Origin of the sequence: Lysobacter silvisoli (assembly GCF_003382365.1) — a bacterium.
Taxonomy (GTDB): domain Bacteria; phylum Pseudomonadota; class Gammaproteobacteria; order Xanthomonadales; family Xanthomonadaceae; genus Lysobacter; species Lysobacter silvisoli.
Genome location: NZ_QTSU01000001.1, coordinates 1,235,351 through 1,256,708, shown reverse-complemented (window position 1 = coordinate 1,256,708; position 21,358 = coordinate 1,235,351). Strand labels below are relative to the sequence as shown.

Here is a 21,358-nt window from a genome sequence, read left to right as displayed (position 1 = left end):
GGCCCCGCCAGTCGGAGCGAAGATCAAAGTGGGTTCCGGCGTTCGCCGGAATGACGGGAGGGAGTGGATCGGGGCCATACCGCCGCCTGAACGCCGTCTTCGCATCCAGGCGATACTGTGCAGCTCTATTCAGTTTCACCGCGGCAGACTCGCCGCAAAGCTACGTACCGGAGCCTTCCCCCGCATGAGCCTGTCCGCCACCGTCCGCCATGCCGCCCGCACCGCCCTGATCGCCGGCGCGCTGTTCGCCGGCGCCGCCACCGCCGGCGCGCGCGACGACCTCAACACCTTCACCCGCGGCCTCAAGGGCCTGGACGGTCAGTTCACCCAGCAGGTGTTCGACGCCAACGGCAAGCGCAAGGAAAGCTCCAACGGCAAGGTCGCGCTGTCCGCGCCGCGTCTGTTCCGCTGGGAGTACGTGAAGCCCTATCCGCAGCTGATCGTGGCCGACGGCAAGAAGGTCTGGGTGCACGACCCGGACCTGCAGCAGGTCACCGTGCGTCCGCAGGGCGCCGAAGAGCAGAACAGCCCGTTGTCGGCGCTGATCGATCCGGCCAAGCTCGACGCGCAGTTCGTGGTCCGCGAGGCCGGCACCGCCGAGGGCCTGAACTGGCTGAGCCTGGCGCCCAAGTCCGGCACCGAGGCCGGCTTCCGCAGCGCCAAGCTCGGCTTCAACGCCGCCGGCCTGGCGCGCATGCAGGTGGTCGACAGCCTGGGCCAACGCACCGAGATTTCCTTCACCGGCTGGCGCCGCAATCCCGCCTTCGCCACCGGCCAGTTCAAGTTCACCCCGCCGGCCGGCACCGACGTGATCGGCGGCGAGCGCTGATCGCCAGGCTCAGGGCGCGCTGACCGGGAACCACTGCGCGCGCCGCAGCCAGCCGGCGAGGAAGCGCGCCAGCACCGGGTGCTGCGCCGCCAGCAGGCGGTAGTAGTCGATCCGGCCCTGGCGGTAGCGCGCGTACAGGCTGCGCTGGTCGCTGGCCTGCAGCGCGGCCAGGGTGTCGTGGCCGAACACGCCGTCCACCGCCACCGGCGCGCCCAGCAGGCGCTGCAGCAGGAAGATCGCGTGCACGCCGGCGTTGACGTAGAAATCGAACAACTCGTTGGCCAGGCACTGCAGCTGGATCTGGTCGCCGTGCAGCGGGTCCCAGTACAGCGCGCGATACAAGGTCGCGGCCTGCGCGTCGGTCAGCGCCTGCAGGTTGGCCAGGGTCGGCGCCACCTGCAGCAACGGCGAGGCGTGGGCCTGGAAGGTGCGCAGGGTGATGCCCTTGTTGGTCGCGCCGCCGGGGTCGTGCGGATCGTCGACGTAGCCGCCTTCGAAGCTCAGCAGTTGCGGGAAATACAGATCGAAATTGGCCATGGCTCGGGGTCCGGGGCGGTAGGGCGCAGGCGAGCGCCGGGCGGCGCGCGTCGCCGGCCCGCTTAATGCCAACGCGGCGGGCCCCGGTTTGTGAGCTGGGGGGCGAGCGGCCTTGCGCATCAAGGTCTTGGCCCGCATTTCTCTTCTGCTGCGACGCGATCTTGCTATCGTGGCCTTCGATACCGCCTGACGAACGAACCCCGCGTGGCCCGCCGAACCTCCCGCCGTCCCGAGGACGCCCCCGACCTGCTCAGCGTCGACCGCGAAGGCCTGCGTCCGCTGGCCGAACGCATGCGCCCGCGCGAATTGGACGACATGGTCGGCCAGCGCCGCCTGCTCGCGCCGGGCACCGCGCTGCGCCGCGCGGTGGAGGCCGGCAAGGTCCATTCGATGATCCTGTGGGGGCCGCCGGGCTGCGGCAAGACCACCCTGGCGCTGCTGCTGGCGCGCTATGCGGACGCGGACTTCCGCGCGATCTCGGCCGTGCTCTCGGGCCTGCCCGAGGTCCGCCAGGTGCTGGCCGAGGCCGCGCACCGTTTCGCCGAAGGCCGGCGCACCGTGCTGTTCGTGGACGAGGTGCACCGCTTCAACAAGGCCCAGCAGGACGCGTTCCTGCCGCATATCGAACGCGGCACCATCCTGTTCGTCGGCGCGACCACCGAGAACCCTTCGTTCGAACTCAACTCCGCGCTGCTCTCGCGCTGCCGCGTGCACGTGATGGAGGCGGTGTCGGCCGCCGACATCGCCGTGGCCCTGCGCCGCGCGCTGGAAGACGAAGAACGCGGCCTGGGCGGGCAGGGCGTCCAGGTCGACGATGCGGCGCTGCTGCACATCGCCGGCGCCGCCGACGGCGACGTGCGCCGCGCGCTGACCCTGCTGGAGATCGCCGCCGAACTGGCCGCCGACGAAGGCGGCGTCATCACCGAGGCCACCCTGGCCCAGGTGCTGGCCGACCGCACCCGCCGTTTCGACAAGGGCGGCGAGCAGTTCTACGACCAGATCTCGGCGCTGCACAAATCCGTGCGCAGCTCCAACCCCGACGCCGCCGTGTACTGGCTGGCGCGCATGCTCGACGGGGGCTGCGACCCGTCCTACCTGGCGCGCCGGCTGACCCGCATGGCGGTGGAGGACGTGGGCCTGGCCGATCCGCGCGCGCTGCAGATGGCCCTGGAAGCCTGGGACACCTACGACCGCCTGGGCAGCCCCGAGGGCGAACTGGCCTTCGCCCAGCTGGCGATCTATCTGGCCAGCACCGCCAAGTCCAACGCCGCCTACAGCGCCTACAACGCGGCCCGCGCCGACGTGGCCGAGTTCGGCACCCAGGACGTACCGCTGCACCTGCGCAACGCGCCGACCAAGCTGATGAAGCAGCTCGGCTACGGCCAGGGCTACCAGTACGACCACGACGCCGCCGGCGGCATCGCCCTGGACCAGACGGGGTTCCCCGACGCCATGGGCGAGCGCGTGTATTACCAGCCGGTGGAGCGTGGCCTGGAGATCAAGCTCAAGGAGAAACTCGATCGCCTGCGCACCGCACGTGCGAACGCGCGCGGCGAGGGCGAGCAGGGGGGCTGAGCATGGGCGCCTGGCTGATTCCCTTCGCCGCGGTCGGCCTGGGCGCCGCGCTCGGCGCCTGGGCACGCTGGGGCCTGTCGCTGTGGCTGAATCCCATCGCCGCCACGCTGCCGCTGGGCACCCTGGCCGCCAACCTGGTCGGCGGCTACGGCGTGGGCCTGGCCGTGGCCTGGTTCGACAGCCACGCCGCGATCGCGCCGGAGTGGCGGCTGTTCGCCATCACCGGCCTGCTCGGCGGCCTGACCACCTTCTCCACCTTCTCCGCCGAAGTGGTGCAGCAGCTGCTGCGCCAGCAGTACGGCTGGGCGCTGGCGACGGCGGCGCTGCATTTGTTCGGCTCGCTGGCGATGACGGCGCTGGGGATGGCGACAGTACGCGGGTGGGGTGGGGCGGTTTGATTGCACTCGTGAATTAACTGGAGATTTACTCTCTAATTAATTGTTTTTAAAAATAAATAGTGCGCAAAGCTGCGCCGGACTTATCGCCGGCTTATGGCTTCACGTAGTTCACCTGCAAGCCGAAGTTCGCCGCCGTGTACCCGCGCACGGCCACGAACACCTCGCTGCGGTTGCTCGGCACCTGCAGTTCGCACACCTCGTCGGCGCGGCTTAGGTAGGGGCGGCAGACCCAGCGGTTGAGTTCGGGTTTGCGGGTGAAGTCCACGTACAGGTCGGGGTCGCCGGGGGTGGCGCCGGCGCCGCTGAGGCGCACTTCGAGCAGGGAGCCGGGCTTCACCCGGAACGGGCCGTAGTGCTTCATCGCGCCCTTGGCCACGGTCTGCGCGGCGAAGGTCTCGCTGGCGGCGCTGCCGCTGGCCACGTCGGGCATGCGGAAGCGGCAGGCGCCCAGGTTCTCGGGGTTGTTGCTGCCCTTGCCGTAGATGCAGCCGGCGCCGGCCTTGTCGGCGGCGGTCAGGGTCAGCGACCAGTCGCCGCCGCCGTTGCAGTGCGGGTAGTGCATGACCGAGAAGCGGTCGTAGTCGGTGACCGGGATGTAGTCGCTGTCCTCGAAGCAGGTGCCGGCCTCGGGGCGGGTCTGTTCGTGGCGCCAACCCAGGGCGTGGCCCAGTTCGTGGCGCAGGATGCCGACCAGCTTGAGCTTGTCGGCCGGGTCGAGCTGGAACGCGGACTCGTCGATCAGCACGTTGCGGTCGCGGCGCTGGTCGCTGGGGAAGAACGCGCGCGCCAGGTAGTTGCCGTCCACGTTGACCGGGCGCACGTCGAACACCACGCCGGGGTTGCTGGCGGTGCAGTTGCCGTTCTGCGCGGGCAGGTAGACGAAATCGACGTCGGCCGCTTCCTCCCAGGCGCGGCCGGCGGCCTCCATGTCGGCGACTACGGCGGCGTGACGCGCGCCGAAACCGGTGCTCACGCAGTAGGTGAGCCGCTTCTTGTTGCCGCTGTTCCAGACGTCGGCGCGGCCGTTGAAGGTGGCCACGGCCAGCCCGGCCGGCTCGCCTTCGCCGCCGATGCGGTTGACCACGAGCTTGCCGCCGGCCACGCCGTTGGCGCTGTCCTGCAGATGGTCGAAGAACTCCTCCAGGTGCTTGCGGTCGGCGAAGGCGATGTCGCCGTTGACGATGTACTTGCCGTTCTCGCCGGGCTCGCGGTAGACCGCCTTTTCGAAGTCCTCGAAGGACTTGCCGATCCACTGCTCGCGCATCTTCTGCGCCGACTCGGCGATCTGCTCCTTGGTCTTGGCCACGTTGGCCTCGCTGGCTTCGACCGCGCCGCTGGCGGGACGGATCTTCAAGGTGATCGGCGGCGGTTCCGGCGTGGGTTCGGGCGCGGGCGCGACCGGCTGCGGCGCCTCTTGGCGCTTGCAGGCCGGTGCCGTCAGCACGGCCGCGAGCGCGAGAGCCAGCGGAAGGCTAAGCGAGGGAGCGGATTTCATGGCGCGTCCTCCTTGGACGGGATGCAGGGTGTGGATTCGACGGCGATCAGTTCGACGCCGGCCGTGAGTTCGCGGATCTCGGCCAGGGCCTCGCGTGCCTGTGCGGCATCGCTGAAGCGAGCGCACAAGCGGGTTTCGCCTTCCAGGCCCATGCGCCGCACGCTCAGGCCGGACAGCTGCTGCTCACGCTGTTTGTGGTCCATGAGGGCACGCACGCGCTGGTAGGCCTCGCGCGTGGGCTCGGGCACGCCGCGGCCCTTGGACAGGGTGGTGATGCTGATATCTAGGTAAGGCGCGGGCGGTGCGGCGGGTTTGGGCTTGGGATCCGGTGTTTGCGGCGGCGGGAGCGGCACTGGCACTGGTTTGGGTTGCGGCGGCGCGGCCCCGGTGGGCGGCTCGGCGGCGGGCGTTGGCGCAGGCGCGGGCGCAGGCGGCTCCGGCGCGGCTACCGGCGCTTGCGCGGGCGCCTGGGTCGCTACCGGCGCAGGCGGTTCCGGCGTTTGCGCGCCGCAGCCAGCGGCACAGGCCGCCAGCAGCCAGGCCTTCCAATGCCGTGGGCGGATGGCCATGCGCGCCTCAACTCGCCGGCCGCACGCACAGGCGCGGATCGCTGCGCCAATCCGGCGCGACGGTGTCCAGGCGCTCGACTACCTTGCCGATCGGCAGGATCGCCTCGTGCGCGCGCCAGCCCGGCGACCAGGGCTGCGAGGTGTCTTCCTGGCCGTCGAACAACAGGCCGACCACCGCGTGGTTGCGGCGGCTGTACACCGGCGAGCCGGAGTTGCCGTGGTAGGTGTCGCTGTCGGCGCCGATGGTGGGCTGGTCGCCGAAGCGCACGCTCACGTATTCGTAGTAGCGGCTGCCGTCGGCGGCGGTGCGCGGGCGGTAGCTGTCGATGAATTCCTTGAGTTTGCCGTCGATGTAGGACTGCTGTTCGTCCTCCAGGGTGGCGAACTCCGAGCGCACCAGGATTTCGATCTCGGCGAATTCGTCGGCGCTGGCCAGGAACGGGAAGTAGACGTAGCTGTTGTCGTGCACCGTGCGCGGCCCGCCCAGCGGGAAGCCGATCACGTACAACGGGTCGTCGCGGCGCACCGGCTTCAGCGACAGGCACTGCGGCGGGTAGACCGCGCCAGGCAGGGCGCCTTGCGGGTTGGCGCCCAGTTCCAGCAGCACGAAGTCGAGGTTGTCGCGTTCCTCTTCCGAGGTCAGGCGGATGTCGGCGATGGGGAAGACCTGGCTGTCCAGGTGGCGGCCGTCCAGGTCGTCCTCGTAGTCGAACACCGCCTCCAGTTCGCTGGGCAGGTCTTCCAGGATGCAATGGTTGTTGGTCAGCGCCAGCGTCTCGCCGATCAGCACCGCGCTGCAGCGCGGCATCTCCTCCCCGCGCACGCGCAGGGCGAAGGCGCCGCGCGAATTGGCATAGATGCGCTCGTAGGCCTGCGGCGGGTAGCGGTCGTCGCGGTTGAGGCCGTACAGCGATTTCTTGGCCCGGCGCAGTTCGCTGTGCTGTTCCACCAGCACCCGTTGTTCGCTGCGCTGGCTGGGCGGCAGCGAGCGGTAGGCGCTCAGCACCTGGCGCTCGGTCGCGTCCACGGCCTGGCGCAGGCGGCCCAGGTCGGCGGGCGTGGCGTTGGGGCGCAGCGCCGATTCGGCGGCCGCGCCCAGGCGGCGCTGGGCGGCGTCGACATTGCCGAACTTGCTGCGCTGCTGCGGGCTCAGCTGCCGCCAGCGCTCGGTGGCCTGCAGCTTGACCGCGCCGATGCGCACGCCCTCGACGCCGGCCGGGGTATCGCTGACCACCACCTGCACCGGCAGCTGGCGCACGTTCTGGCCCAGCGCGCCGGGGTTGACCACGGGTACGGCCGCGTCGGCGGTCTGCAGTACCAGGCGGTCGCCGCGTTGGGTGATTTCGGCCGGCACGGTCACGCCCTGTGGCCGTTGGCGCAGTTCGCCCTGCAGCGCGCGGCTGCTGATGCGCTGGCGCTGCGGCGGGTCCTGGGCCAGCGCCAGGGGCGAGGCCAGCGCGCTCAACAGCAGCGCCGCGGCGCGCAGCCGCAAGGGTGTGCAACGACGGCAATCCATGGCGCTGTCCCCGGCGTCCGGGCCTGTAGACGGGATCGGTCCCTCCCACTCCAGCAGACGCAGCCGCCGCGCCGCAGCGGCCGTCCGTTCGTCGGTATGCGGCACTGCGCATTGCCGCCGCGCCCGCCGGGGTGCAAGCTCGCGGCGCCGGGTTCGGGGGAACCCATACGAAAGGGGCTAGGCCATGCGGGTACTGGTAGCAGGCATCATCGGCGCGGTCGTGATGTTCATCTGGGGCGCGGTCGCGCACATGGCGCTGCCAATCGGCGAGATGGGCATCAAGGTGCCCGCGCAGGCGCAGCAGGACACGGTGCTGGAAGCGGTGAAGGCCTCGACCTCGGGCGAGGGCATCTACATGTACCCGAGCATGGACATGGCGCAGTGGAACGACGAAGCCGCGCGCAACGCCTTCATCGCCGGCAACAAGGACAAGGCCTACGCCTTCGTGGTCTATCAGCCCGGCGGCAATCCGGCCATCCAGAGCATGGGGCCGAACCTGATCAAGCAGTTCGTGAGCTGCCTGCTGGCGGCATGGCTGCTGGCTTGGGTGGCGTCGTTGGGCCCATGGAGTTTCGGCCGCCGCGTCGCCATCGCCGGCGCGTTCGCGCTGTTCCTGTGGTTCTCGCTCGCGGTGCCGCATTGGAACTGGTACCTGTTCCCGATGCAGTTCACCCTGGGCGTGTTGCTGGAACAGCTGATCGGCTGGCTGCTGGCCGGCGCCGCGATCGCCTGGTGGCTGGGCCGCCGCAGCAAGAGCGCGGCCTGAGGTCCGTAGCGCACCGGCGGCCGCGTGCCGCCGGTGCCGCTGGATTCAAGGCGTGGTCGCGGGGCTGCGCGCGTAGTCCGGCGTTGCCGTATTGCTGGCGTTGGCGCCGGCGCGATTGGACAGCACTTGCTGCAGCGCTTCCACTTCCGCCCATAGCAGGTGCTGCAGGCCTTGCAGCAAGGTATTGCCGGCTTCGGACAGGCACAATCGTCCGCCCTGGTTCAGGGCCAGACCTTCTTCGACCAAACAATGCTTCAGATGGCTGGTTTCCGGCTGCACGCCCCGCTGCAGCCCCACCAGCACGCTCATCAGTGCGTGCTCCCTCAACGACACTTTGAACACTGCGAATTCCCCCGTGGTTGCAGGGACAATCTAGGTGCGTATGGGTTAACGGTGTGCAACGTTGCTGGTGCCTGTGGGCACTATTTTGACGAGTCGTTCAGTTTGTAGACGCGTTCTTCACGCAGCCACACGTCTGGTTTGCGCAAAAAATACGCATGATGGCTGTGCGAATTGCGGATCGCCATGTGTGCTAATGCGTTCTCGCTTCCGCACTCTCTACTGCTTATTGTGGCATTCAAGCAATGCCGGCGCTGGCCGCCGCGAGCCGGCCCAAAGTCGCCAGCGCCGCCTCCACCCGCTCGTCCAGCGGATGCCCGCAGTTGAGCCGCAGGCAATGACCGAAGCCGCGCCGCACCGAGAACATCGGCCCCGGCGCGATGCTGATGCCCATGTCCGCCGCTTGCCGGTACACGCGCAGCGCATCGGCGCCTTCCGGGAGTTCGATCCACAAGAAGTACCCGCCTGCGGGCCGGGTCACGCGCGTGCCTTCGGGGAAGTGGCGCGCCACCGCCTCCAGGTACTGTCCTTGTTGCGCGAGCAGCGCGGTGCGCAGGCGGCGCAGATGGCGGTCGTAGCCGCCCTGGGCCAGGTAATCGGCCAACGCCAGCTGCGCCGGCACGCAGGTGCTGAGCGTGGCGGTGAGCTTGGCGCGCGCGACCTCGCGCAGGTAGCGGCCGGGCGCGACCCAACCGATGCGGTAGCCCGGCGCCAGCGTCTTGGAGAACGAAGCGCAATGCATGACCAGACCGTCGCGGTCGTAGGCCTTGGCCGGCGTGGGGCGGCGCTCGCCGAAATACAGCTCGCCGTACACGTCGTCTTCGATCAACGGCACGCCGTGGCGGGTCAGGCGCTCGACCAGGGCGCGTTTTTTCTCGTCGGGCATGGCGCTGCCCAGCGGATTCTGGAAGTTGGTCATCAGCCAGCAGGCCTTCGGCCGGTGCCGCCCGATGGCCGCGTCCATCGCGTCCAGGTCGATGCCGTCGCGCGGATGGGTGGGCACTTCGATCGCGCGCAGGCCGTGGCGCTCCAGCGATTGCAGCGTGGCGTAGAAGCAGGGCGATTCGACCAGCACCGCGTCGCCGGGCTGGGTCAGCGCGGTCACGCACAGGTTCAAGGCTTCCAGCGCGCCGTTGGTGATCACGATTGCGTCCGCGCCCACCTGCAGCCCGTCGATGCGGTAGCGCAGCGCGATCTGCCGGCGTAGCGCGACCTTGCCAGGGGTCAGCTCGTCGACCGTGCTCCACGGGTCCAGGTGCACCGCGGCCGAGGCCATCGCGCGGCCGAGCTTGCGCAGCGGGAACAGCTGCGGGCTGGGGAAGGCCGAGCCCAGCGGCACCACGTCGCGCGCCATCGCCGATTCCAGCACTTCGAACACCAGCTCGCTCACGTCCACCGGACGCGACTCGCCGTCGGGCTGCGAAGCCGCGTCGGGCTCCGGCGGCAAGGCCGGCGGGGCGCTGCTCACGTAGTAGCCCGAACGTGCGCGCGAGCGCACCAGGCCGCGCGCCTCCAGCAGGTAATAGGCCTGGAACACCGTGGCCGGGCTGACCCCGCGGGCGGTGCTGGTGCGGCGCACCGAGGGCAGGCGCTGGCCCGGCCGCAGCAGGCCGTCGCGGATGGACGCGGCGATGTCGTCGGCCAGGGCCTGGTAGCGCTTCATAGGGGCCGTTCCTGGCAACTGATATGGTTTTTTATCCGATTTCTGATTCTGGCGGAACTGATCCGGTCCGCGCACCATGCCGCCATACCCCCTCATGAGCCTCCGCGCCATGCTCGCCGCCGCCATGAACCCCCAGGTCGAACTCAATCTCGCCTTGATCCTGTTCGTGCCCTGGTTCTCGATCCTGTCCTGGCTGTACTGGGCCTACCCGCGGCAGCCGCGGCCGCCCGCGCGCAGCCTGTTCGACGCCGGCGCGCTGCTGCTGGCCACGCTGGCGGCGGGGTGGGGCATGCACTGGTCGATGTACAACGCCGACCCCAGCGCCGGCGCGATCTGGAAGCAGGTGCTGGCGACCTCGGTGGCCTACGGCCTGTTCCTGGGCCTGATGACCGCCGCCTTCCTGCTGCGCTTGCGGCTGTTGCGCGGCTGGCGCGCGTCCGCCACCGCCGGCTAAGCGGTGCGCCGCCCGCGGCGCTGCGCGGGCCGTTCCTTACTGCGCCGGCCGAGCCGGCAGGACTACGCTCTGAAAACCTTGTTCATCCTCGCCTTCATGGCGCTGATTCTCTGGAACCTGGGCGCGGGCATGTACTACATGCTCGTCGACCAGGGCCAGAGCAAGCGCACGGTCAACGCGCTGACCCGGCGCATCGCCTTGTCGGTGGCGCTGATCGCGCTGGTCGCGGCCGGCATCTTCAGCGGCGTGATCCAGCCGCACGGCGTGGGCTACTGAGGCCAAAGCGCAAGATCGGTGCAGCCTACGCAACGCGGGTACGGGCATGCTGGGCGTAGGGGCGCGCAGGCGTCCTCCCACCCCCGATAGAAGGACTGCCCGCAATGCGCTCGATCTGGTTGCTGCCCCTGTGCCTGGCCGTATCCGCCCCCGTCGCCGCCGCCGACCGCAGCGCCGACGAGCGCGCCATCCTGCAGGCCGAACGCGAGATCTGCGCCGCCTACGAACGCGAGGACGCGGACTGGATCGGGCGCCATCTGGACCCGCGGTTCACCCTGACCGCGTCCAACGGCAAGATCACCACGCGCGACGACGAAGTCGCCGAACTGGCCAGCGGCACCGCCCAGTACGAGGTGTTCCGCAACCACGGCACCCAGCTGCGCTTCTACGGCGACGACACCGCCATCGCTCTGGGCGTGACCGAGGTCAAGGGCGTGTTCGGCGGCCAGGCGTTCGCGGCCGACTTCCAGTTCACCGATACCTATGTGCGCACGCCGAAGGGCTGGGTGATGGTGGCCAGCCATGCCTCCAAATTGCCGCCCAAGTCCCCATGACCCGCGCAACCGCATTGGGGTAGGAGCGGCGTGAGCCGCGACCGCGCCACCACGCCCGCCGACGCAGGTGGGATGTGGGAGGGGCGTAAGCCGCGATACCCCCGAGCGCCGGCGTTCTGGCGAGTCCGGAGCCGATGTCGGCTCACCTCGCTCCCGCACTCCGGCTCTTCGCAGGCTAGGACATTTCCTACCTCCGAATAGGGCGTGCACTGCGCTTACGACGGCCATCGCGGCGATGCGATGTGTCCTGCGCCGACGGCAGGCTGACGACACCGACCCGTTGCGCCCTCCGGCGCAGGTCCGATTGGAGCCGTCACCGCCATGCCTATCGCCGTCGTGCTGTTCTTGTTCCTGTTGCTGCCCGCATCTGCCGGCGCGCAAACCATCTACAAATGCCTCGCCGCCGATGGCGTGCCGCATTACCAGTCCCAAGCCTGCGCGCAGGGCATGCGCCTGATCCAGGTCTGGGAGAGCGGTACCGTCATGCCCGCCTTCTCGCCGGTGCGCGCACCGCGCCGCCCCGACCCCGGCTACCTCTCGCGCCTGGCCGGCACCGACCGACCGCGCGGTGGCGGCGCGCACCTGATCGCGCTGGGCGGCAGTTCGGCTTGCGTGAGCGCGCGGGCCAAGCGCGAGCGGGCTCTCGAGGCGGCGGGCATGGACCGCGACTACGACCTGGTGCGCCGCCTCAACGACGCGGTTTACGACGCCTGCAAATAGAGCGGGGCGCTGCGGATCGCGGTGCAATCGCAGGTCGGGCCGGCCTCATGCTGGCCTAACATCCGCTGCTCTATTAGTGTGGCTGCGCGCCGCATGGAGGGAGAGCCATGGTTCGCAGTCCGGCTCGACCGGCTGCGGCGCGCCGCTAGCCGCCCGTGCCCGTGGGCGGCCCCTCGACCGCCAGGACGACGTTCGACGCAAAGGAGCAGGAATGCCCACCCCGCGACCGCCCACCCTGCCTGGCCTGGCCGCGCCCGAACGGCGGCGGCTGGCCGCTGCCCACCACCAGGAGATCCGCATGAAACCATGTCGCCCGTTGCTGCTGATCCTGTTGCTGTGTATCGCCTTGCCCGTACCGGCCGCGCAGAAGCAGGCCAAGGCCGGTGCCGCGCCCGATCCCGTCACCGCCGCCGGCTTGCTCAAGCGCATGGACCGCGACGGCGACGGCAAGCTCTCCTTCGAGGAATACCGCAACGCCATGATCCGCCGCTTCGCCCAGGCCGACGCCGACCGTGACGGCGTGCTGCGCGGCGACGAGATTCCCGCCCATCTGGTACCGGTGGCGCGTGCCGAATCCGGCCAGCGCGAAGTCACCCTCGACGCCTACGGCGACGCCCTGCGCCCGGTATTCGACAGCTTCGATACCGACCGCGACGGCTACCTCGACGGCGCCCAGCTCGAAGCCCTGGCCCAGGCGCGCCAGGCCGCCAAGTGAAGGAGACGACCATGAAACGCATCGTCAGTTCCATCCTGATCCTGGGCCTGGTCGCACCGCTGGCCGGTCCCGCGCACGCGGCCGGCCAGACCGTGCGCTGCGAGTCCGGCAACGGCCAGTACCAGAGCTGCCCGGTCGACACCCGCGGCGGCGTGACCCTGTCGCGCCAGCTCAGCTCGTCGGGCTGTTGGCAGAACGACACCTGGGGCTACGACCGCAACCGCATCTGGGTGACCAACGGCTGCCGTGCGGAGTTCTACGTCGGCGAAGGCCAGTCTTCCGGCCGCGACAACTCCGGCGCCATCGCCGGCGCGGTCGTCGTGGGCCTGCTGGGCGCTGCGATCCTGGCCAACAAGAACAAGAAGGACCGCGATCGCGACCGTTACTACGACGACGGCCCGTACTACGGCGGCAACGGCTATCAGCCCAACAACGTGGTGCGCTGCGAGTCCACCGACAACCGCTACGTGCGCTGTCCTTACTACGGCCGCGGCCATGTCGAGGTGCAACGCCAGCTCAGCAAGACCTATTGCCAGTACGGCCAGAACTGGGGCGTGGAGCGCAACAGCATCTGGGTCGACAACGGCTGCCGCGCCGATTTCGGCGTGTACTGAGGCCGGCGCTTGCGCGGGATGGCGGGTTCCGGCATCGGGGTAGGGCGATGATCGCCGCAGCGACGCGGGTCGCTGCGGACTCGCGCAGCCGTGCCCGTCGCGTGTGCACGTGCATGCGGACGCCAGCGTGGTGGGTGCTTGCGCTGCTGCTGAGTGCGTGCGGTCACGCGCCGCCGCGCTCGATCCTGCCAGCTGCCGCGCCAACCGTGCCGCAGCGCTCGCCGGCACGCGATGCCGACGAAGCCGGCATGGTCGAACTGCGCAGCCTGGTGCCGGACTTGGCCTACGACATCCGCTATGCGGGCTCGCGCAATTTCACCGGGCGTCCGGTCGCCGGCTACCTTGCGCCACGCTGTTACCTGCTGCGCCCGGTCGCCGAGGCCTTGCAGCGGGTAGAGGCCTCGCTGCGCGAGCAGGGACTGAGCCTACTGATCTACGACTGTTACCGGCCCATGCAGGCCGTCGCCGACTTCGTCGCCTGGGCCGGCGATCCGGGCGAGCAATCGACTAAGGCCGCCTACTACCCGAACCTGGACAAGCGCGAACTGCTGGGCGACTACATCGCGCCGACCTCCGGCCACAGCCGTGGCGCCACGCTCGATCTGACGTTGCAGCGCTGCGACGCCGGCCGCCGCTGCGCGCCGCTGGACATGGGCACCAGCTACGATTACTTCGACCCGTCCGCCCACACCGATTGGCCGGGCGCCACGCCGCAGCAGCGTGCGAACCGGCAGCGGCTGCTGCAGGCGATGGCCCGCGAGGGCTTCGCCAACTATCCGCTGGAGTGGTGGCACTACACCTATAAGCCCGAGCCCACGCCCGATACCGCCTACGACTTCCCGCTGCGCTGAGGCAGCTCTGGCGGAGCCGCGCCTTCTGCTAGGCTGGTCGCGCTAACAGGGGGTTAGCGCCTTGCGAATCGGACTCGCAGCATGCCCAAGAACATCCTGATCTACGCCGACGGCACCGGCCAGGCCGGCGGACTGCGCCCGGACCAGCGCCTGAGCAACGTCTACAAGCTCTACCGCGCCACCCGCAGCGGGCCCGACAGCCCGATCGATCCGGCCGAGCAGGTCGCCTTCTACGATCCCGGCCTGGGCACGGTCACCGCCTCCGGCGCGATCACCTTCAGCCCGGTCGAAACCTTCAAGTCCATCGCCGGCATGGCCGTGGGCCTGGGCTTCCAGCGCAACGTCGTGGATTGCTACGAAGCCATCCTGCGCCACTACGAGCCCGGCGACCGCATCTACCTGTTCGGCTTCAGCCGCGGCGGCTACACCGCGCGAGCGCTGGCCAACGTGCTCAACCTCTGCGGCGTACCCACCCAGGACGGCGAGGGCGGGCCGCTGCCGCGCGACGGCCGCGAGCTGCGCGCGATCGCGGCCGAAGCCGTGCATGTGTACGGCCACGGCGCCGGCCACCCGCGCAAGACCTTCGAGATCGAGCGCGAAGCGCTGGCGCAGCGCTTCCGCAGCCGCTACGGCGCGGGCAAGGATCCCAACCGCGGCGACGTCTACCCGTACTTCATGGGGGTGTTCGATTCGGTCGCCGCGCTGGGCTTGCCGATTCCGATACGCATCATCCTGGGAGCGGTCGCGGCCTTGGCTGGTTTCGGCGTGGCCTCGTTGTTCGCCGCGATCATGCATGCCTGGCGCGACTGGCCGCCGGCGATCACCACGGCCTCGACCTTCGCCGTGCTGTTCGGCGCGGTGCTGCTGCTGTACCTGCGCTCCACCGTGCGCATGTCGCCCAAGGGCGCTCGCGCCCGGTGGTGGCCCTGGCATTTCGCGCTGTGGCACGGCAAGCACTTCGACCGTTACCTGGACCCGCGCGTCCCCATCGTGCGCCATGCGCTGGCGGTGGACGAAACCCGCCGCCATTTCGCCCGGGTGGAGTGGGGCGGCCGCGCCGAAGGCGAAAAGGCGGCCAGGGAGGGGCGCGCGCCGCAGCTGCAGCAGCGCTGGTTCCCGGGCAACCATTCCGATGTCGGCGGCAGCTATGCCGAGGAGGAGTCGCGGTTGTCCGATCTGTCCCTGCAATGGATGCTCGGCGAAGCCCTGGCCTTGGAGCACCCGGTGCGGATCGACCGCAGCAAGCTGTACCTGTTCCCCGACGCGGGCGGGCCGCAGCACTGCGAGCGCCATGCGTTCCGGCAGAAGCATCGTCTGCTGAACTGGTTCGGCATCTGTTGGCCCGAGCGGTTGCGGGACATACCGGCTACGGCCGAGCTGGACCCGTCGGTGCTGGAACGTTTCGCCCTGCAGGAGGTGATGCAATGCGGATTGCGCCGGCCTTATCGGCCACAGTCGCTGCGCACGCACCCGGCTACGGCGCACTACTACGGCGACGGCACGCCCTGACGCTGGCCGGACGCGCCTGCCTTTCCAAGCGGAGGCATCGTAACTGGAGGCATGGAAATCCGCCCTCCGCTCGTGTTATCCAGGGCGGCATGACCGACCGACTCTTCGTATACGGAACGCTGGCGCCCGGCCGCCCGAACGCGCACGTGCTGGCCGACGTGCCGGGACAATGGGAGCCCGCCCAAATGCGTGGCCGTCTGCTCGCCGAAGGCTGGGGCGCGGCTGCGGGCTATCCCGGCATCGTGCTGGACGAAAGCGCCGAGCCCGTCGATGGGCTGGTTTTCAGCTCGCCGGAACTGGCGGCGCATTGGGCGCGTCTGGACGAATTCGAGGGCGAGGGCTACCGACGCGTTCCTGCGGTGGCCCTGCTGCACGACGGCCGCCAAGTCGAAGCCTACGTCTACGAACTCAGCAGCGCACCCCCGCGCTAGCGCCCTCCAATCCCTCGTAGCGCTCTCGCTCCGGGGTAGGAGCGGCGTGAGCCGCGATCCGCTCCGAACTCGCGGAGGCTTGGCGCTGCCTGCTCCCAGCTTTGGGGCAGGTGCTGCGTGAGCTGCGACCACGCCCCCGCGATTACGACGAACGCTCCGGTCTCTGTGGGACCTGCTGTAGGAGCGGAGTGAGCCGCGATCAGCTCCGAGCTCGCGGAGGCCTAGCGCTGCCTGCTCCCGGCTTTGGGGTAGGAGCTGCGCAAGCTGCGACCGCGAATCCGCAGCTACGACGAAGCTCTCGGTCGGCGTGCGGTCTGCCCTGGCGCCTTGGGGTAGGAGCGGCGTAAGCCGCGATCAGCTCCGAGCTCGCGCAGGTGTTTGGGTGTGCTGGTTGAAGCAACAGCAACAGCTTCCGTCCGCAAGCGGCTGGGTCACTTTCTTTTGATAAGCGTCAGAAGAAAGTGACCAAAGAAAAACGCTTCCCCAGAGCTCCCCTGCGAGAGCGATGCGCGCGCGGGGATTTTTCGATGGCACATCCTGTGCCAGCGAAAAACGGCGCACCTCCTGTGCGCCGCCCCCCGGCCTTCGCGGGGGCAGGCTCTCCGGGTCTTCTGTTTGCGCGGCGAGTTCGGTGCCCGAGCGGGGATCAAAAGCATTCGCTTCGCTCACCCTAACCCTCTCCCGCAAACGGGAGAGGGGATGCATCCGGCGCTGCCTGCTGCTTTTCGCCTCACTCTCGCTTGCGGGAGAGGGCTTGAGGTGAGGGCATGCGCGATCTTGCGTCGTGGCCCTCAATGCGGCTGCGACACCCGTCGGCCCACCTCCGCCCGAACCGAGCGCAGGCTTTGATCGCGTTCCAGATCGGCCATGGCGACGATGCCGCACAGGCGGCCTTGGGTGTCGACCACCAACACGCGCCGGATTTGCTCGCGCATCATGCGTTCGGCGCAGTCCTTCATGTCCGCATCGACAGCCACCGTCACCGGCGGGCTGGTCATGCAGTCGCTGGCGGCCACCTGGGTCGGGTCCTGGCCGTGGGCGACCAGGCGCACCACGATGTCGCGGTCGGTGACCACGCCGAGCGGGGCGCCGGTTTCGTCGACGATGGGAATTTCGCCTACGTCGTGATCCAGCATCATGCGCGCGACCGCGCGCAGGCTGGTGGACGGCGCGGCGGCCGTGGGGGAGGGGGTCATCAGGCTGTCGACTTTCATCGTGGTCTCCGGGTCGTTGTTCGCGGCGGCGGCGTGTCCATCGGTCTGCCGCCGCCGTGGGGGACGCTAGCCAGTGTGGTCATCGTCGCGTTACCGCGCGGTCCCGATAATGTGAGCGTCGCCCAACGTTTGGCCTCGAATGCGGTTCAGGGCGGCGGCGACTTGCGGCTGGGGGCCTTGCGGTCGCTGAGCAAGGCGCTGACCACCAGGGCCAGGCCCAGCACGCAAGCCAGCAGGAACAGCACCAGCGCCAGCGCCGGGTAGCCGAACAACCGGTAAGGCGTATCGATGCGCATGATCAGGGCCGAGGCCAGGATCAGTGCGGCGGCGATCGCGCCGGTGCTGATCCGGTTGGCGATCTTCTGCAGCGCTTCCATCAACCGCGACTCTTCCATGCCGGCGATCGAGATCTGCAGCTTGTTGTCCGCCAACAGGGACAGCAGCGATTGCAGCTTGCGCGGCGCTTCGCGCATCAGGTTCTGCAGCTCCAGCGATTCGGCGGCCAGACCCGACAGCGACAGCCCCTGCGCCAGCCGCTGGCGCATCAGTTGACGCAAGTGCGGACGTACCACCGCCTCGATGTTCAGTTCCGGGGCCAGGGCGTGGATCACCGCCTGCAGATTGAGCAGGGTGCGGCCCAGCAGGCCCAGTTCGGCGGGCGGGCGCAGGCCGCAGTCCACCGAAACCCGCACCACCTCGATCAGCAGACTGCCCTCGGCCAGGCTTTCCTCGGCCTGGTGCGCGGCATAGCGGCCGACCAGATGGCCCAGTTCGCGACGGTAGCGCACTTCGTCGAATCCTTCCAGCCGCACCGAGATGCCGGTCATTTCGCTGGCCACGTCCTCGCCGCGACCGTCCAGCGCGGCCAGCATCAGCTTGAGCAGGCGCTCGCGCCGCTGCGGCGGCACGTGCACGATCATGCCCAGGTCGATGATCGCCAGGCGGCCGTCGTCGGCCAGCAGCACGTTGCCCGGATGCGGATCGGCGTGGATTTCGCCGTGCAGGAAGGTCTGGTCCAGATAAGCGCGCAACAGGTCCGCCGCCGCTGCGTCGAAGTCGCACTCCGTGCGCAACAGGCCGGACAGGCCGAGCACGCTGCGGCCGTGCACGCGCTCCAGGGTGATCAGCGCGGGGCCGCAGAGATCCCAGATGGGCTGCGGAACGTACAGCGACGCGTACGGCGATACGTAGTCGCCGAAGCGATGCAGGTTGCGCGCCTCGGCGCGATAGTCCAGCTCTCCCTGCAAGGCGCGATGAAATTCGTCCAGCCAATCGGCGAAATGCACGCGCCGGCCGGTCGGGGTGACCTTGTCCGCGGTGCGGGCCAGCCGGCGCAGGATGTCCAGGTCGGTGGCGATCACCTGCTCGATGCCGGGGCGTTGCACCTTCACCGCCACTTCGCGGCCGTCGCGCAGGCGCGCGGCATGCACCTGCGCCAGCGAGGCGCTGCCGATCGGGGTTTCGTCGAACTCGGCGAACACCTTGGTCAAGCGCGCCCCCAGGCGTTGCTCGACCAACTCGCGCACCTGCGCATACGGCAGCACCGGGCCGACCTGGTCGTGCATGCGCCCCAGGGCGCGATGCACGTCCTCGGGCAGCAGGTCCGGCCGGGTAGACAGCGCCTGGCCCAGCTTCACGAATGCCGGCCCCATCGTCTCCAGGTCGCGTACGAAGGCTTCGGCATCCGGATGCGGACGCGCCGCTTCGGGCTGCGCTCCACTTTCCGCGCCCAGGTCCGAGAACGCGGCGATATGCCGGTACTTGGCGACGAAGGCGAGGATGCGCGCCGCACGCATCGCAGCGTTCTCGCTATGCGGCGGATCCTGCGGGTTCGTGTTCATCGCGTGCTCCTGTATGCCCTCAGTGCAAGGTGGGGGAACGCGGTTCGAACAAGCTCAGGATGCTGTGGCGGATGCGGCCGACCACGTAGTCGTAGTCCAGTGCTCCGGTGTGGACCAGGATGCGCGCTACGGCGATCTCGAACTCCCGCTCCAGCACGCGCCGTTCCGGCGGATCGGCCAGCCAGGCCGCGACCGCGTGGTCCAGGCCGTCCAAGGCACGCTCCAACTGTTCGCGATGGTCCCGTTCCGAGTTCATGCTGGGCTCCCGACGTAACGCGATCCGCATCTGCTGACGAAGCAAGCCGCGTGCCAGCGCCGCCGCAGGTCTCCCTTTCCTCGTCCGATCCGGTCCGATGAACATGCCGGCGCCTCAGTTGCGCAGGTTGACCGGCACCGCGCTGGCGTGGCGGCTTTCGCTGAACACGCCGACGCGGTCGCCGAACTGCTTGAACACCAGATCCACGCGTTCCTCGCCGACGACCAGACCATGCACGCGCACGTCGTCGATGCCTGGCGGCAACTTCGGCCGGTTCACATGCACCACCCGCTGCTCGCCGTCCACCTCCACGCCCAAGCAGGCCTGCAGCAGCATGAAGGGCGAGCCCGCGGCCCAGGCCTGCGGCAGACAGGCCACGGGGTAAGGGATGGGCGGCGCGCCCGGGCGGCGGGCGAAGCCGCAGTACAACTCGGGCAGGCGCATGTCGAAATGCACCGCGGTTTCGAACGCGCTGCGCAACAGGCGCGCGGCCACATCGCGGCCGCCGTAGCGCGCGAGGCCGGCGGCGCACAGCGCGCTGTCGTGCGGCCACACCGAACCGTTGTGGTAGGACATGGGGTTGTAGCGCGGTTCGCCCTTGGCCAGTGTGCGCAGGCCCCAGCCGGTATAGAAGGCCGGCTGCATCATTCGTTCCGCCACCGCCTGCGCATGCGCCGGATCCGGCAGGCCGACGTAGAGCAGGTGGCCTGGGTTGCTCGCCAGCACTTCGCAGCGCTTGCCTTCGCCATCCACGGCGATGCCGTAGTAGCCGGCCTCGGCCATCCAATACTTTTCCTGCACCGTCGCGCGCAAACGCTCGGCACGCCGCTCCCAGGCATCGGCCTGGGCATCTTCGCGGCGGCGGCCGAGTTCGGCCATGGCGCGGAACGCGGCGTAGGCGTAGCCCTGCACTTCGACCAGGGCGATGGGGCCGGGGGGGAAGCGGCCGTCGGCGTGGAACACGGAGTCCTCGCTGTCTTTCCAGCCCTGGTTGGCCAGCCCGCTGGCTTCGCGCCGGGCGTAGTCGAGCAGGCCCCACGGGTTGGCATCGCAGACCCGCTCGATCCAGGCGGTGGCCGCGCGCAAGGCCGGCCACAAGCCGTCGATGAAGCCGTAGTCGCCGGTGCGGCGCGCGTAGGCGCCGGCCAGCAGCACGAACAGCGGCGTGGTGTCGACGCCGCCGTAATACAGGCCGAAAGGCAGCTCGCGCAGGCTGGACATCTCGCCCTTGCGCGTCTCGTGCATGATCTTGCCCGGCGCCGCATCCAGGAAGGCGGACTCCTCCTGCGCCTGATGCTCGGCCAGGAAGCGCAGCACGCCACGCGCTAGGCCCGGGTCCAGCCACAGCGTCTGCAGCGCGGTGATCACCGCATCGCGGCCGAACGGGGTGGAGAACCAGGGGATGCCGGCGTAGGGATACGGCCCGCTGGACAGTTCGCTGGTCAACAGCGCCAGATCGGAGCGCGAGCGGCGCATCCATTCGTCGAACAAGGGGCCGTTGCTGCTGATGCGGGCGCCGCGGCGCTGGCGTTGGCGCATGCGCAGGCGCGCCTGCGCGGCGGCCTGGCGGTAGCGTTGGCGCGAGGGCGCCGCATCGTCCTGGCTGGCAACGCCGGCCTCCACGTACAGCTCGGTGTGGCCGCCGGGTTCGATGCGCAGATGGATGTCCAACCCGTTGCCGTCCTCGGCCGTGGGCGCGTGGGAGTAGGCGATGAACGAGCTGCGCAGCACGCCGTCCAGGCCTCGGTACTGGAAGCGGCGGCGGTAACCGTCCGCTTGCGAGGCGAGCATTTCGCCGCGCGCCTTGCGCACGCTGCCGCGCACCTCGAACATGTCGCGGAAGTCGGCTGCCAGTTCGAAGCGCAGGGGCAGCAGCGCCGGGCGGGAGTCGTAGTTGGTGCAGGCGATGCGCTCGTACATGCGTTCGTGCAGCAGCAGCCGGGTGCGGGCGATGTGCACCAGCCCCTGCGGCGTGCCGGCTTCGCCCAGCGGCGACAGCGCGCGGTTGGTCAGGTGGGCGACGAAGAAGGCGTTGTCGCGCGACACCGAGGCGCCGAGCAGCGCCGGTCGCGCCTCGCCCAGGCTCAGCCGGTACAGGCTGAGCAGGCGCGTGTCGTTGTGGAACAGGCCCTCGCTGGGCCCGGCGATGTCGCCGTAACCGTTGGCGATCAGAAAACTGTCGCCGTCCTTGAGCACGTGGCTGGCGTACAGCGCGGCGGTAGTGGCCGAGTCCACG

General features: G+C 69.5%; 23 protein-coding genes. 13 read left to right on the top strand and 10 right to left on the bottom strand.

The window, feature by feature from the left end; translation table 11 throughout:
• Positions 1–184 precede the first annotated feature (184 nt).
• A complete protein-coding gene (lolA, locus tag DX914_RS05555; protein WP_115858031.1) occupies positions 185–829 on the top strand; it encodes an outer membrane lipoprotein periplasmic chaperone LolA in 645 nt (214 codons plus the stop codon).
• A 9-nt stretch (positions 830–838) separates the two neighbouring features.
• Here the strand turns inward: lolA and DX914_RS05550 are convergent, their stop codons facing one another.
• Complete coding sequence (locus DX914_RS05550; protein ID WP_115858030.1) at positions 839–1,366, bottom strand: glycoside hydrolase family 108 protein; 528 nt, start codon at positions 1,364–1,366, stop codon at positions 839–841.
• A gap of 291 nt (positions 1,367–1,657) precedes the next feature.
• Between DX914_RS05550 and DX914_RS05545 the strand changes: the two genes are divergently transcribed.
• Both DX914_RS05545 and crcB read left to right on the top strand, forming a co-directional pair.
• Complete coding sequence (locus tag DX914_RS05545; RefSeq protein ID WP_196778879.1) at positions 1,658–2,941, top strand: replication-associated recombination protein A; 1,284 nt, start codon at positions 1,658–1,660, stop codon at positions 2,939–2,941.
• A 2-nt stretch (positions 2,942–2,943) separates the two neighbouring features.
• Positions 2,944–3,339: a fluoride efflux transporter CrcB gene (crcB, locus tag DX914_RS05540; RefSeq protein ID WP_115858028.1), complete on the top strand. Its 396-nt coding sequence runs from the start codon at positions 2,944–2,946 to the stop codon at positions 3,337–3,339.
• 91 nt (positions 3,340–3,430) lie between these two features.
• On the opposite strand, the gene DX914_RS05535 is transcribed toward crcB, so the two are convergent.
• From DX914_RS05535 to DX914_RS05525, 3 genes are all read right to left on the bottom strand, one after another.
• Positions 3,431–4,834 carry a matrixin family metalloprotease gene (locus DX914_RS05535; RefSeq protein ID WP_115858027.1) on the bottom strand — a complete coding sequence of 468 codons (1,404 nt, stop codon included), beginning with the start codon at positions 4,832–4,834 and terminating at the stop codon, positions 3,431–3,433.
• Positions 4,831–5,193 (bottom strand): hypothetical protein, encoded by a 363-nt coding sequence (locus tag DX914_RS05530; protein ID WP_147300609.1) that lies wholly within the window; start codon positions 5,191–5,193, stop codon positions 4,831–4,833. Before DX914_RS05530 ends, DX914_RS05535 begins: the two co-directional genes overlap by 4 nt.
• A 217-nt stretch (positions 5,194–5,410) precedes the next feature.
• The gene (locus tag DX914_RS05525; RefSeq protein WP_147300608.1) at positions 5,411–6,919 is read right to left on the bottom strand and encodes a trypsin-like serine peptidase; all 1,509 of its coding nucleotides are present in this window, start codon (positions 6,917–6,919) and stop codon (positions 5,411–5,413) included.
• Positions 6,920–7,103: 184 nt separating this feature from the next.
• Between DX914_RS05525 and DX914_RS05520 the strand changes: the two genes are divergently transcribed.
• Complete coding sequence (locus DX914_RS05520) at positions 7,104–7,685, top strand: hypothetical protein (RefSeq protein WP_115858024.1); 582 nt, start codon at positions 7,104–7,106, stop codon at positions 7,683–7,685.
• A 45-nt stretch (positions 7,686–7,730) separates the two neighbouring features.
• Here the strand turns inward: DX914_RS05520 and DX914_RS05515 are convergent, their stop codons facing one another.
• On the bottom strand, positions 7,731–7,994 hold the full coding sequence (locus DX914_RS05515) for a hypothetical protein (RefSeq protein WP_115858023.1): 264 nt from the start codon (positions 7,992–7,994) through the stop codon (positions 7,731–7,733).
• A 268-nt stretch (positions 7,995–8,262) separates the two neighbouring features.
• Complete coding sequence (locus tag DX914_RS05510; protein WP_115858022.1) at positions 8,263–9,687, bottom strand: aminotransferase-like domain-containing protein; 1,425 nt, start codon at positions 9,685–9,687, stop codon at positions 8,263–8,265.
• Positions 9,688–9,781: 94 nt separating this feature from the next.
• Here DX914_RS05510 and DX914_RS05505 point away from each other — a divergent pair, with 94 nt between their 5' ends.
• The 9 genes from DX914_RS05505 to DX914_RS05465 all read left to right on the top strand — a co-directional run bounded on the left by DX914_RS05505 (position 9,782) and on the right by DX914_RS05465 (position 15,811).
• Positions 9,782–10,141 (top strand): hypothetical protein, encoded by a 360-nt coding sequence (locus tag DX914_RS05505; protein ID WP_231118155.1) that lies wholly within the window; start codon positions 9,782–9,784, stop codon positions 10,139–10,141.
• Positions 10,142–10,180: 39 nt separating this feature from the next.
• Positions 10,181–10,417 (top strand): twin transmembrane helix small protein, encoded by a 237-nt coding sequence (locus tag DX914_RS05500; RefSeq protein WP_269204248.1) that lies wholly within the window; start codon positions 10,181–10,183, stop codon positions 10,415–10,417.
• Between the two features lie 104 nt (positions 10,418–10,521).
• On the top strand, positions 10,522–10,971 hold the full coding sequence (locus DX914_RS05495) for a nuclear transport factor 2 family protein (protein ID WP_115858021.1): 450 nt from the start codon (positions 10,522–10,524) through the stop codon (positions 10,969–10,971).
• A gap of 321 nt (positions 10,972–11,292) precedes the next feature.
• Positions 11,293–11,691, top strand: a complete 399-nt coding sequence (locus tag DX914_RS05490) for a DUF4124 domain-containing protein (protein WP_115858020.1) — start codon at positions 11,293–11,295, stop codon at positions 11,689–11,691.
• Between the two features lie 211 nt (positions 11,692–11,902).
• Positions 11,903–12,406 carry a penta-EF hand family protein gene (locus DX914_RS05485; RefSeq protein ID WP_115859143.1) on the top strand — a complete coding sequence of 168 codons (504 nt, stop codon included), beginning with the start codon at positions 11,903–11,905 and terminating at the stop codon, positions 12,404–12,406.
• Between the two features lie 11 nt (positions 12,407–12,417).
• On the top strand, positions 12,418–13,020 hold the full coding sequence (locus DX914_RS05480) for a DUF3011 domain-containing protein (protein WP_115858019.1): 603 nt from the start codon (positions 12,418–12,420) through the stop codon (positions 13,018–13,020).
• 113 nt (positions 13,021–13,133) lie between these two features.
• Positions 13,134–13,871 (top strand): M15 family metallopeptidase, encoded by a 738-nt coding sequence (locus DX914_RS05475; protein WP_231118153.1) that lies wholly within the window; start codon positions 13,134–13,136, stop codon positions 13,869–13,871.
• A gap of 81 nt (positions 13,872–13,952) precedes the next feature.
• Positions 13,953–15,380: a DUF2235 domain-containing protein gene (locus tag DX914_RS05470; protein ID WP_115858017.1), complete on the top strand. Its 1,428-nt coding sequence runs from the start codon at positions 13,953–13,955 to the stop codon at positions 15,378–15,380.
• 89 nt (positions 15,381–15,469) lie between these two features.
• On the top strand, positions 15,470–15,811 hold the full coding sequence (locus DX914_RS05465) for a gamma-glutamylcyclotransferase family protein (protein WP_115858016.1): 342 nt from the start codon (positions 15,470–15,472) through the stop codon (positions 15,809–15,811).
• Positions 15,812–16,602: 791 nt separating this feature from the next.
• Here DX914_RS05465 and DX914_RS05460 read toward each other — a convergent pair.
• The 4 genes from DX914_RS05460 to DX914_RS05445 all read right to left on the bottom strand — a co-directional run bounded on the left by DX914_RS05460 (position 16,603) and on the right by DX914_RS05445 (position 21,357).
• A complete protein-coding gene (locus tag DX914_RS05460; RefSeq protein ID WP_115858015.1) occupies positions 16,603–17,025 on the bottom strand; it encodes a CBS domain-containing protein in 423 nt (140 codons plus the stop codon).
• Between the two features lie 146 nt (positions 17,026–17,171).
• Positions 17,172–18,866 (bottom strand): ABC1 kinase family protein, encoded by a 1,695-nt coding sequence (locus tag DX914_RS05455; protein ID WP_115858014.1) that lies wholly within the window; start codon positions 18,864–18,866, stop codon positions 17,172–17,174.
• A gap of 19 nt (positions 18,867–18,885) precedes the next feature.
• Positions 18,886–19,122 carry a hypothetical protein gene (locus DX914_RS05450; RefSeq protein WP_115858013.1) on the bottom strand — a complete coding sequence of 79 codons (237 nt, stop codon included), beginning with the start codon at positions 19,120–19,122 and terminating at the stop codon, positions 18,886–18,888.
• Positions 19,123–19,236: 114 nt separating this feature from the next.
• Positions 19,237–21,357 carry an amylo-alpha-1,6-glucosidase gene (locus tag DX914_RS05445; protein WP_231118151.1) on the bottom strand — a complete coding sequence of 707 codons (2,121 nt, stop codon included), beginning with the start codon at positions 21,355–21,357 and terminating at the stop codon, positions 19,237–19,239.
• Position 21,358: the final 1 nt, after the last annotated feature.

Excerpts from the sequence above, each read along its gene's own strand:
- lolA (WP_115858031.1), top strand. The coding sequence starts at position 185 with ATGAGCCTGTCCGCCACCGTCCGCCATGCCGCCCGCACCGCCCTGATC.
- DX914_RS05550 (WP_115858030.1), bottom strand. The coding sequence starts at position 1,366 with ATGGCCAATTTCGATCTGTATTTCCCGCAACTGCTGAGCTTCGAAGGC.
- DX914_RS05545 (WP_196778879.1), top strand. The coding sequence starts at position 1,658 with ATGCGCCCGCGCGAATTGGACGACATGGTCGGCCAGCGCCGCCTGCTC.
- crcB (WP_115858028.1), top strand. The coding sequence starts at position 2,944 with ATGGGCGCCTGGCTGATTCCCTTCGCCGCGGTCGGCCTGGGCGCCGCG.
- DX914_RS05535 (WP_115858027.1), bottom strand. The coding sequence starts at position 4,834 with ATGAAATCCGCTCCCTCGCTTAGCCTTCCGCTGGCTCTCGCGCTCGCG.
- DX914_RS05525 (WP_147300608.1), bottom strand. The coding sequence starts at position 6,919 with ATGGATTGCCGTCGTTGCACACCCTTGCGGCTGCGCGCCGCGGCGCTG.
- DX914_RS05520 (WP_115858024.1), top strand. The coding sequence starts at position 7,104 with ATGCGGGTACTGGTAGCAGGCATCATCGGCGCGGTCGTGATGTTCATC.
- DX914_RS05515 (WP_115858023.1), bottom strand. The coding sequence starts at position 7,994 with ATGAGCGTGCTGGTGGGGCTGCAGCGGGGCGTGCAGCCGGAAACCAGC.
- DX914_RS05510 (WP_115858022.1), bottom strand. The coding sequence starts at position 9,687 with ATGAAGCGCTACCAGGCCCTGGCCGACGACATCGCCGCGTCCATCCGC.
- DX914_RS05505 (WP_231118155.1), top strand. The coding sequence starts at position 9,782 with ATGAGCCTCCGCGCCATGCTCGCCGCCGCCATGAACCCCCAGGTCGAA.
- DX914_RS05495 (WP_115858021.1), top strand. The coding sequence starts at position 10,522 with ATGCGCTCGATCTGGTTGCTGCCCCTGTGCCTGGCCGTATCCGCCCCC.
- DX914_RS05490 (WP_115858020.1), top strand. The coding sequence starts at position 11,293 with ATGCCTATCGCCGTCGTGCTGTTCTTGTTCCTGTTGCTGCCCGCATCT.
- DX914_RS05485 (WP_115859143.1), top strand. The coding sequence starts at position 11,903 with ATGCCCACCCCGCGACCGCCCACCCTGCCTGGCCTGGCCGCGCCCGAA.
- DX914_RS05480 (WP_115858019.1), top strand. The coding sequence starts at position 12,418 with ATGAAACGCATCGTCAGTTCCATCCTGATCCTGGGCCTGGTCGCACCG.
- DX914_RS05475 (WP_231118153.1), top strand. The coding sequence starts at position 13,134 with ATGCGGACGCCAGCGTGGTGGGTGCTTGCGCTGCTGCTGAGTGCGTGC.
- DX914_RS05470 (WP_115858017.1), top strand. The coding sequence starts at position 13,953 with ATGCCCAAGAACATCCTGATCTACGCCGACGGCACCGGCCAGGCCGGC.
- DX914_RS05465 (WP_115858016.1), top strand. The coding sequence starts at position 15,470 with ATGACCGACCGACTCTTCGTATACGGAACGCTGGCGCCCGGCCGCCCG.
- DX914_RS05460 (WP_115858015.1), bottom strand. The coding sequence starts at position 17,025 with ATGAAAGTCGACAGCCTGATGACCCCCTCCCCCACGGCCGCCGCGCCG.
- DX914_RS05455 (WP_115858014.1), bottom strand. The coding sequence starts at position 18,866 with ATGAACACGAACCCGCAGGATCCGCCGCATAGCGAGAACGCTGCGATG.
- DX914_RS05450 (WP_115858013.1), bottom strand. The coding sequence starts at position 19,122 with ATGAACTCGGAACGGGACCATCGCGAACAGTTGGAGCGTGCCTTGGAC.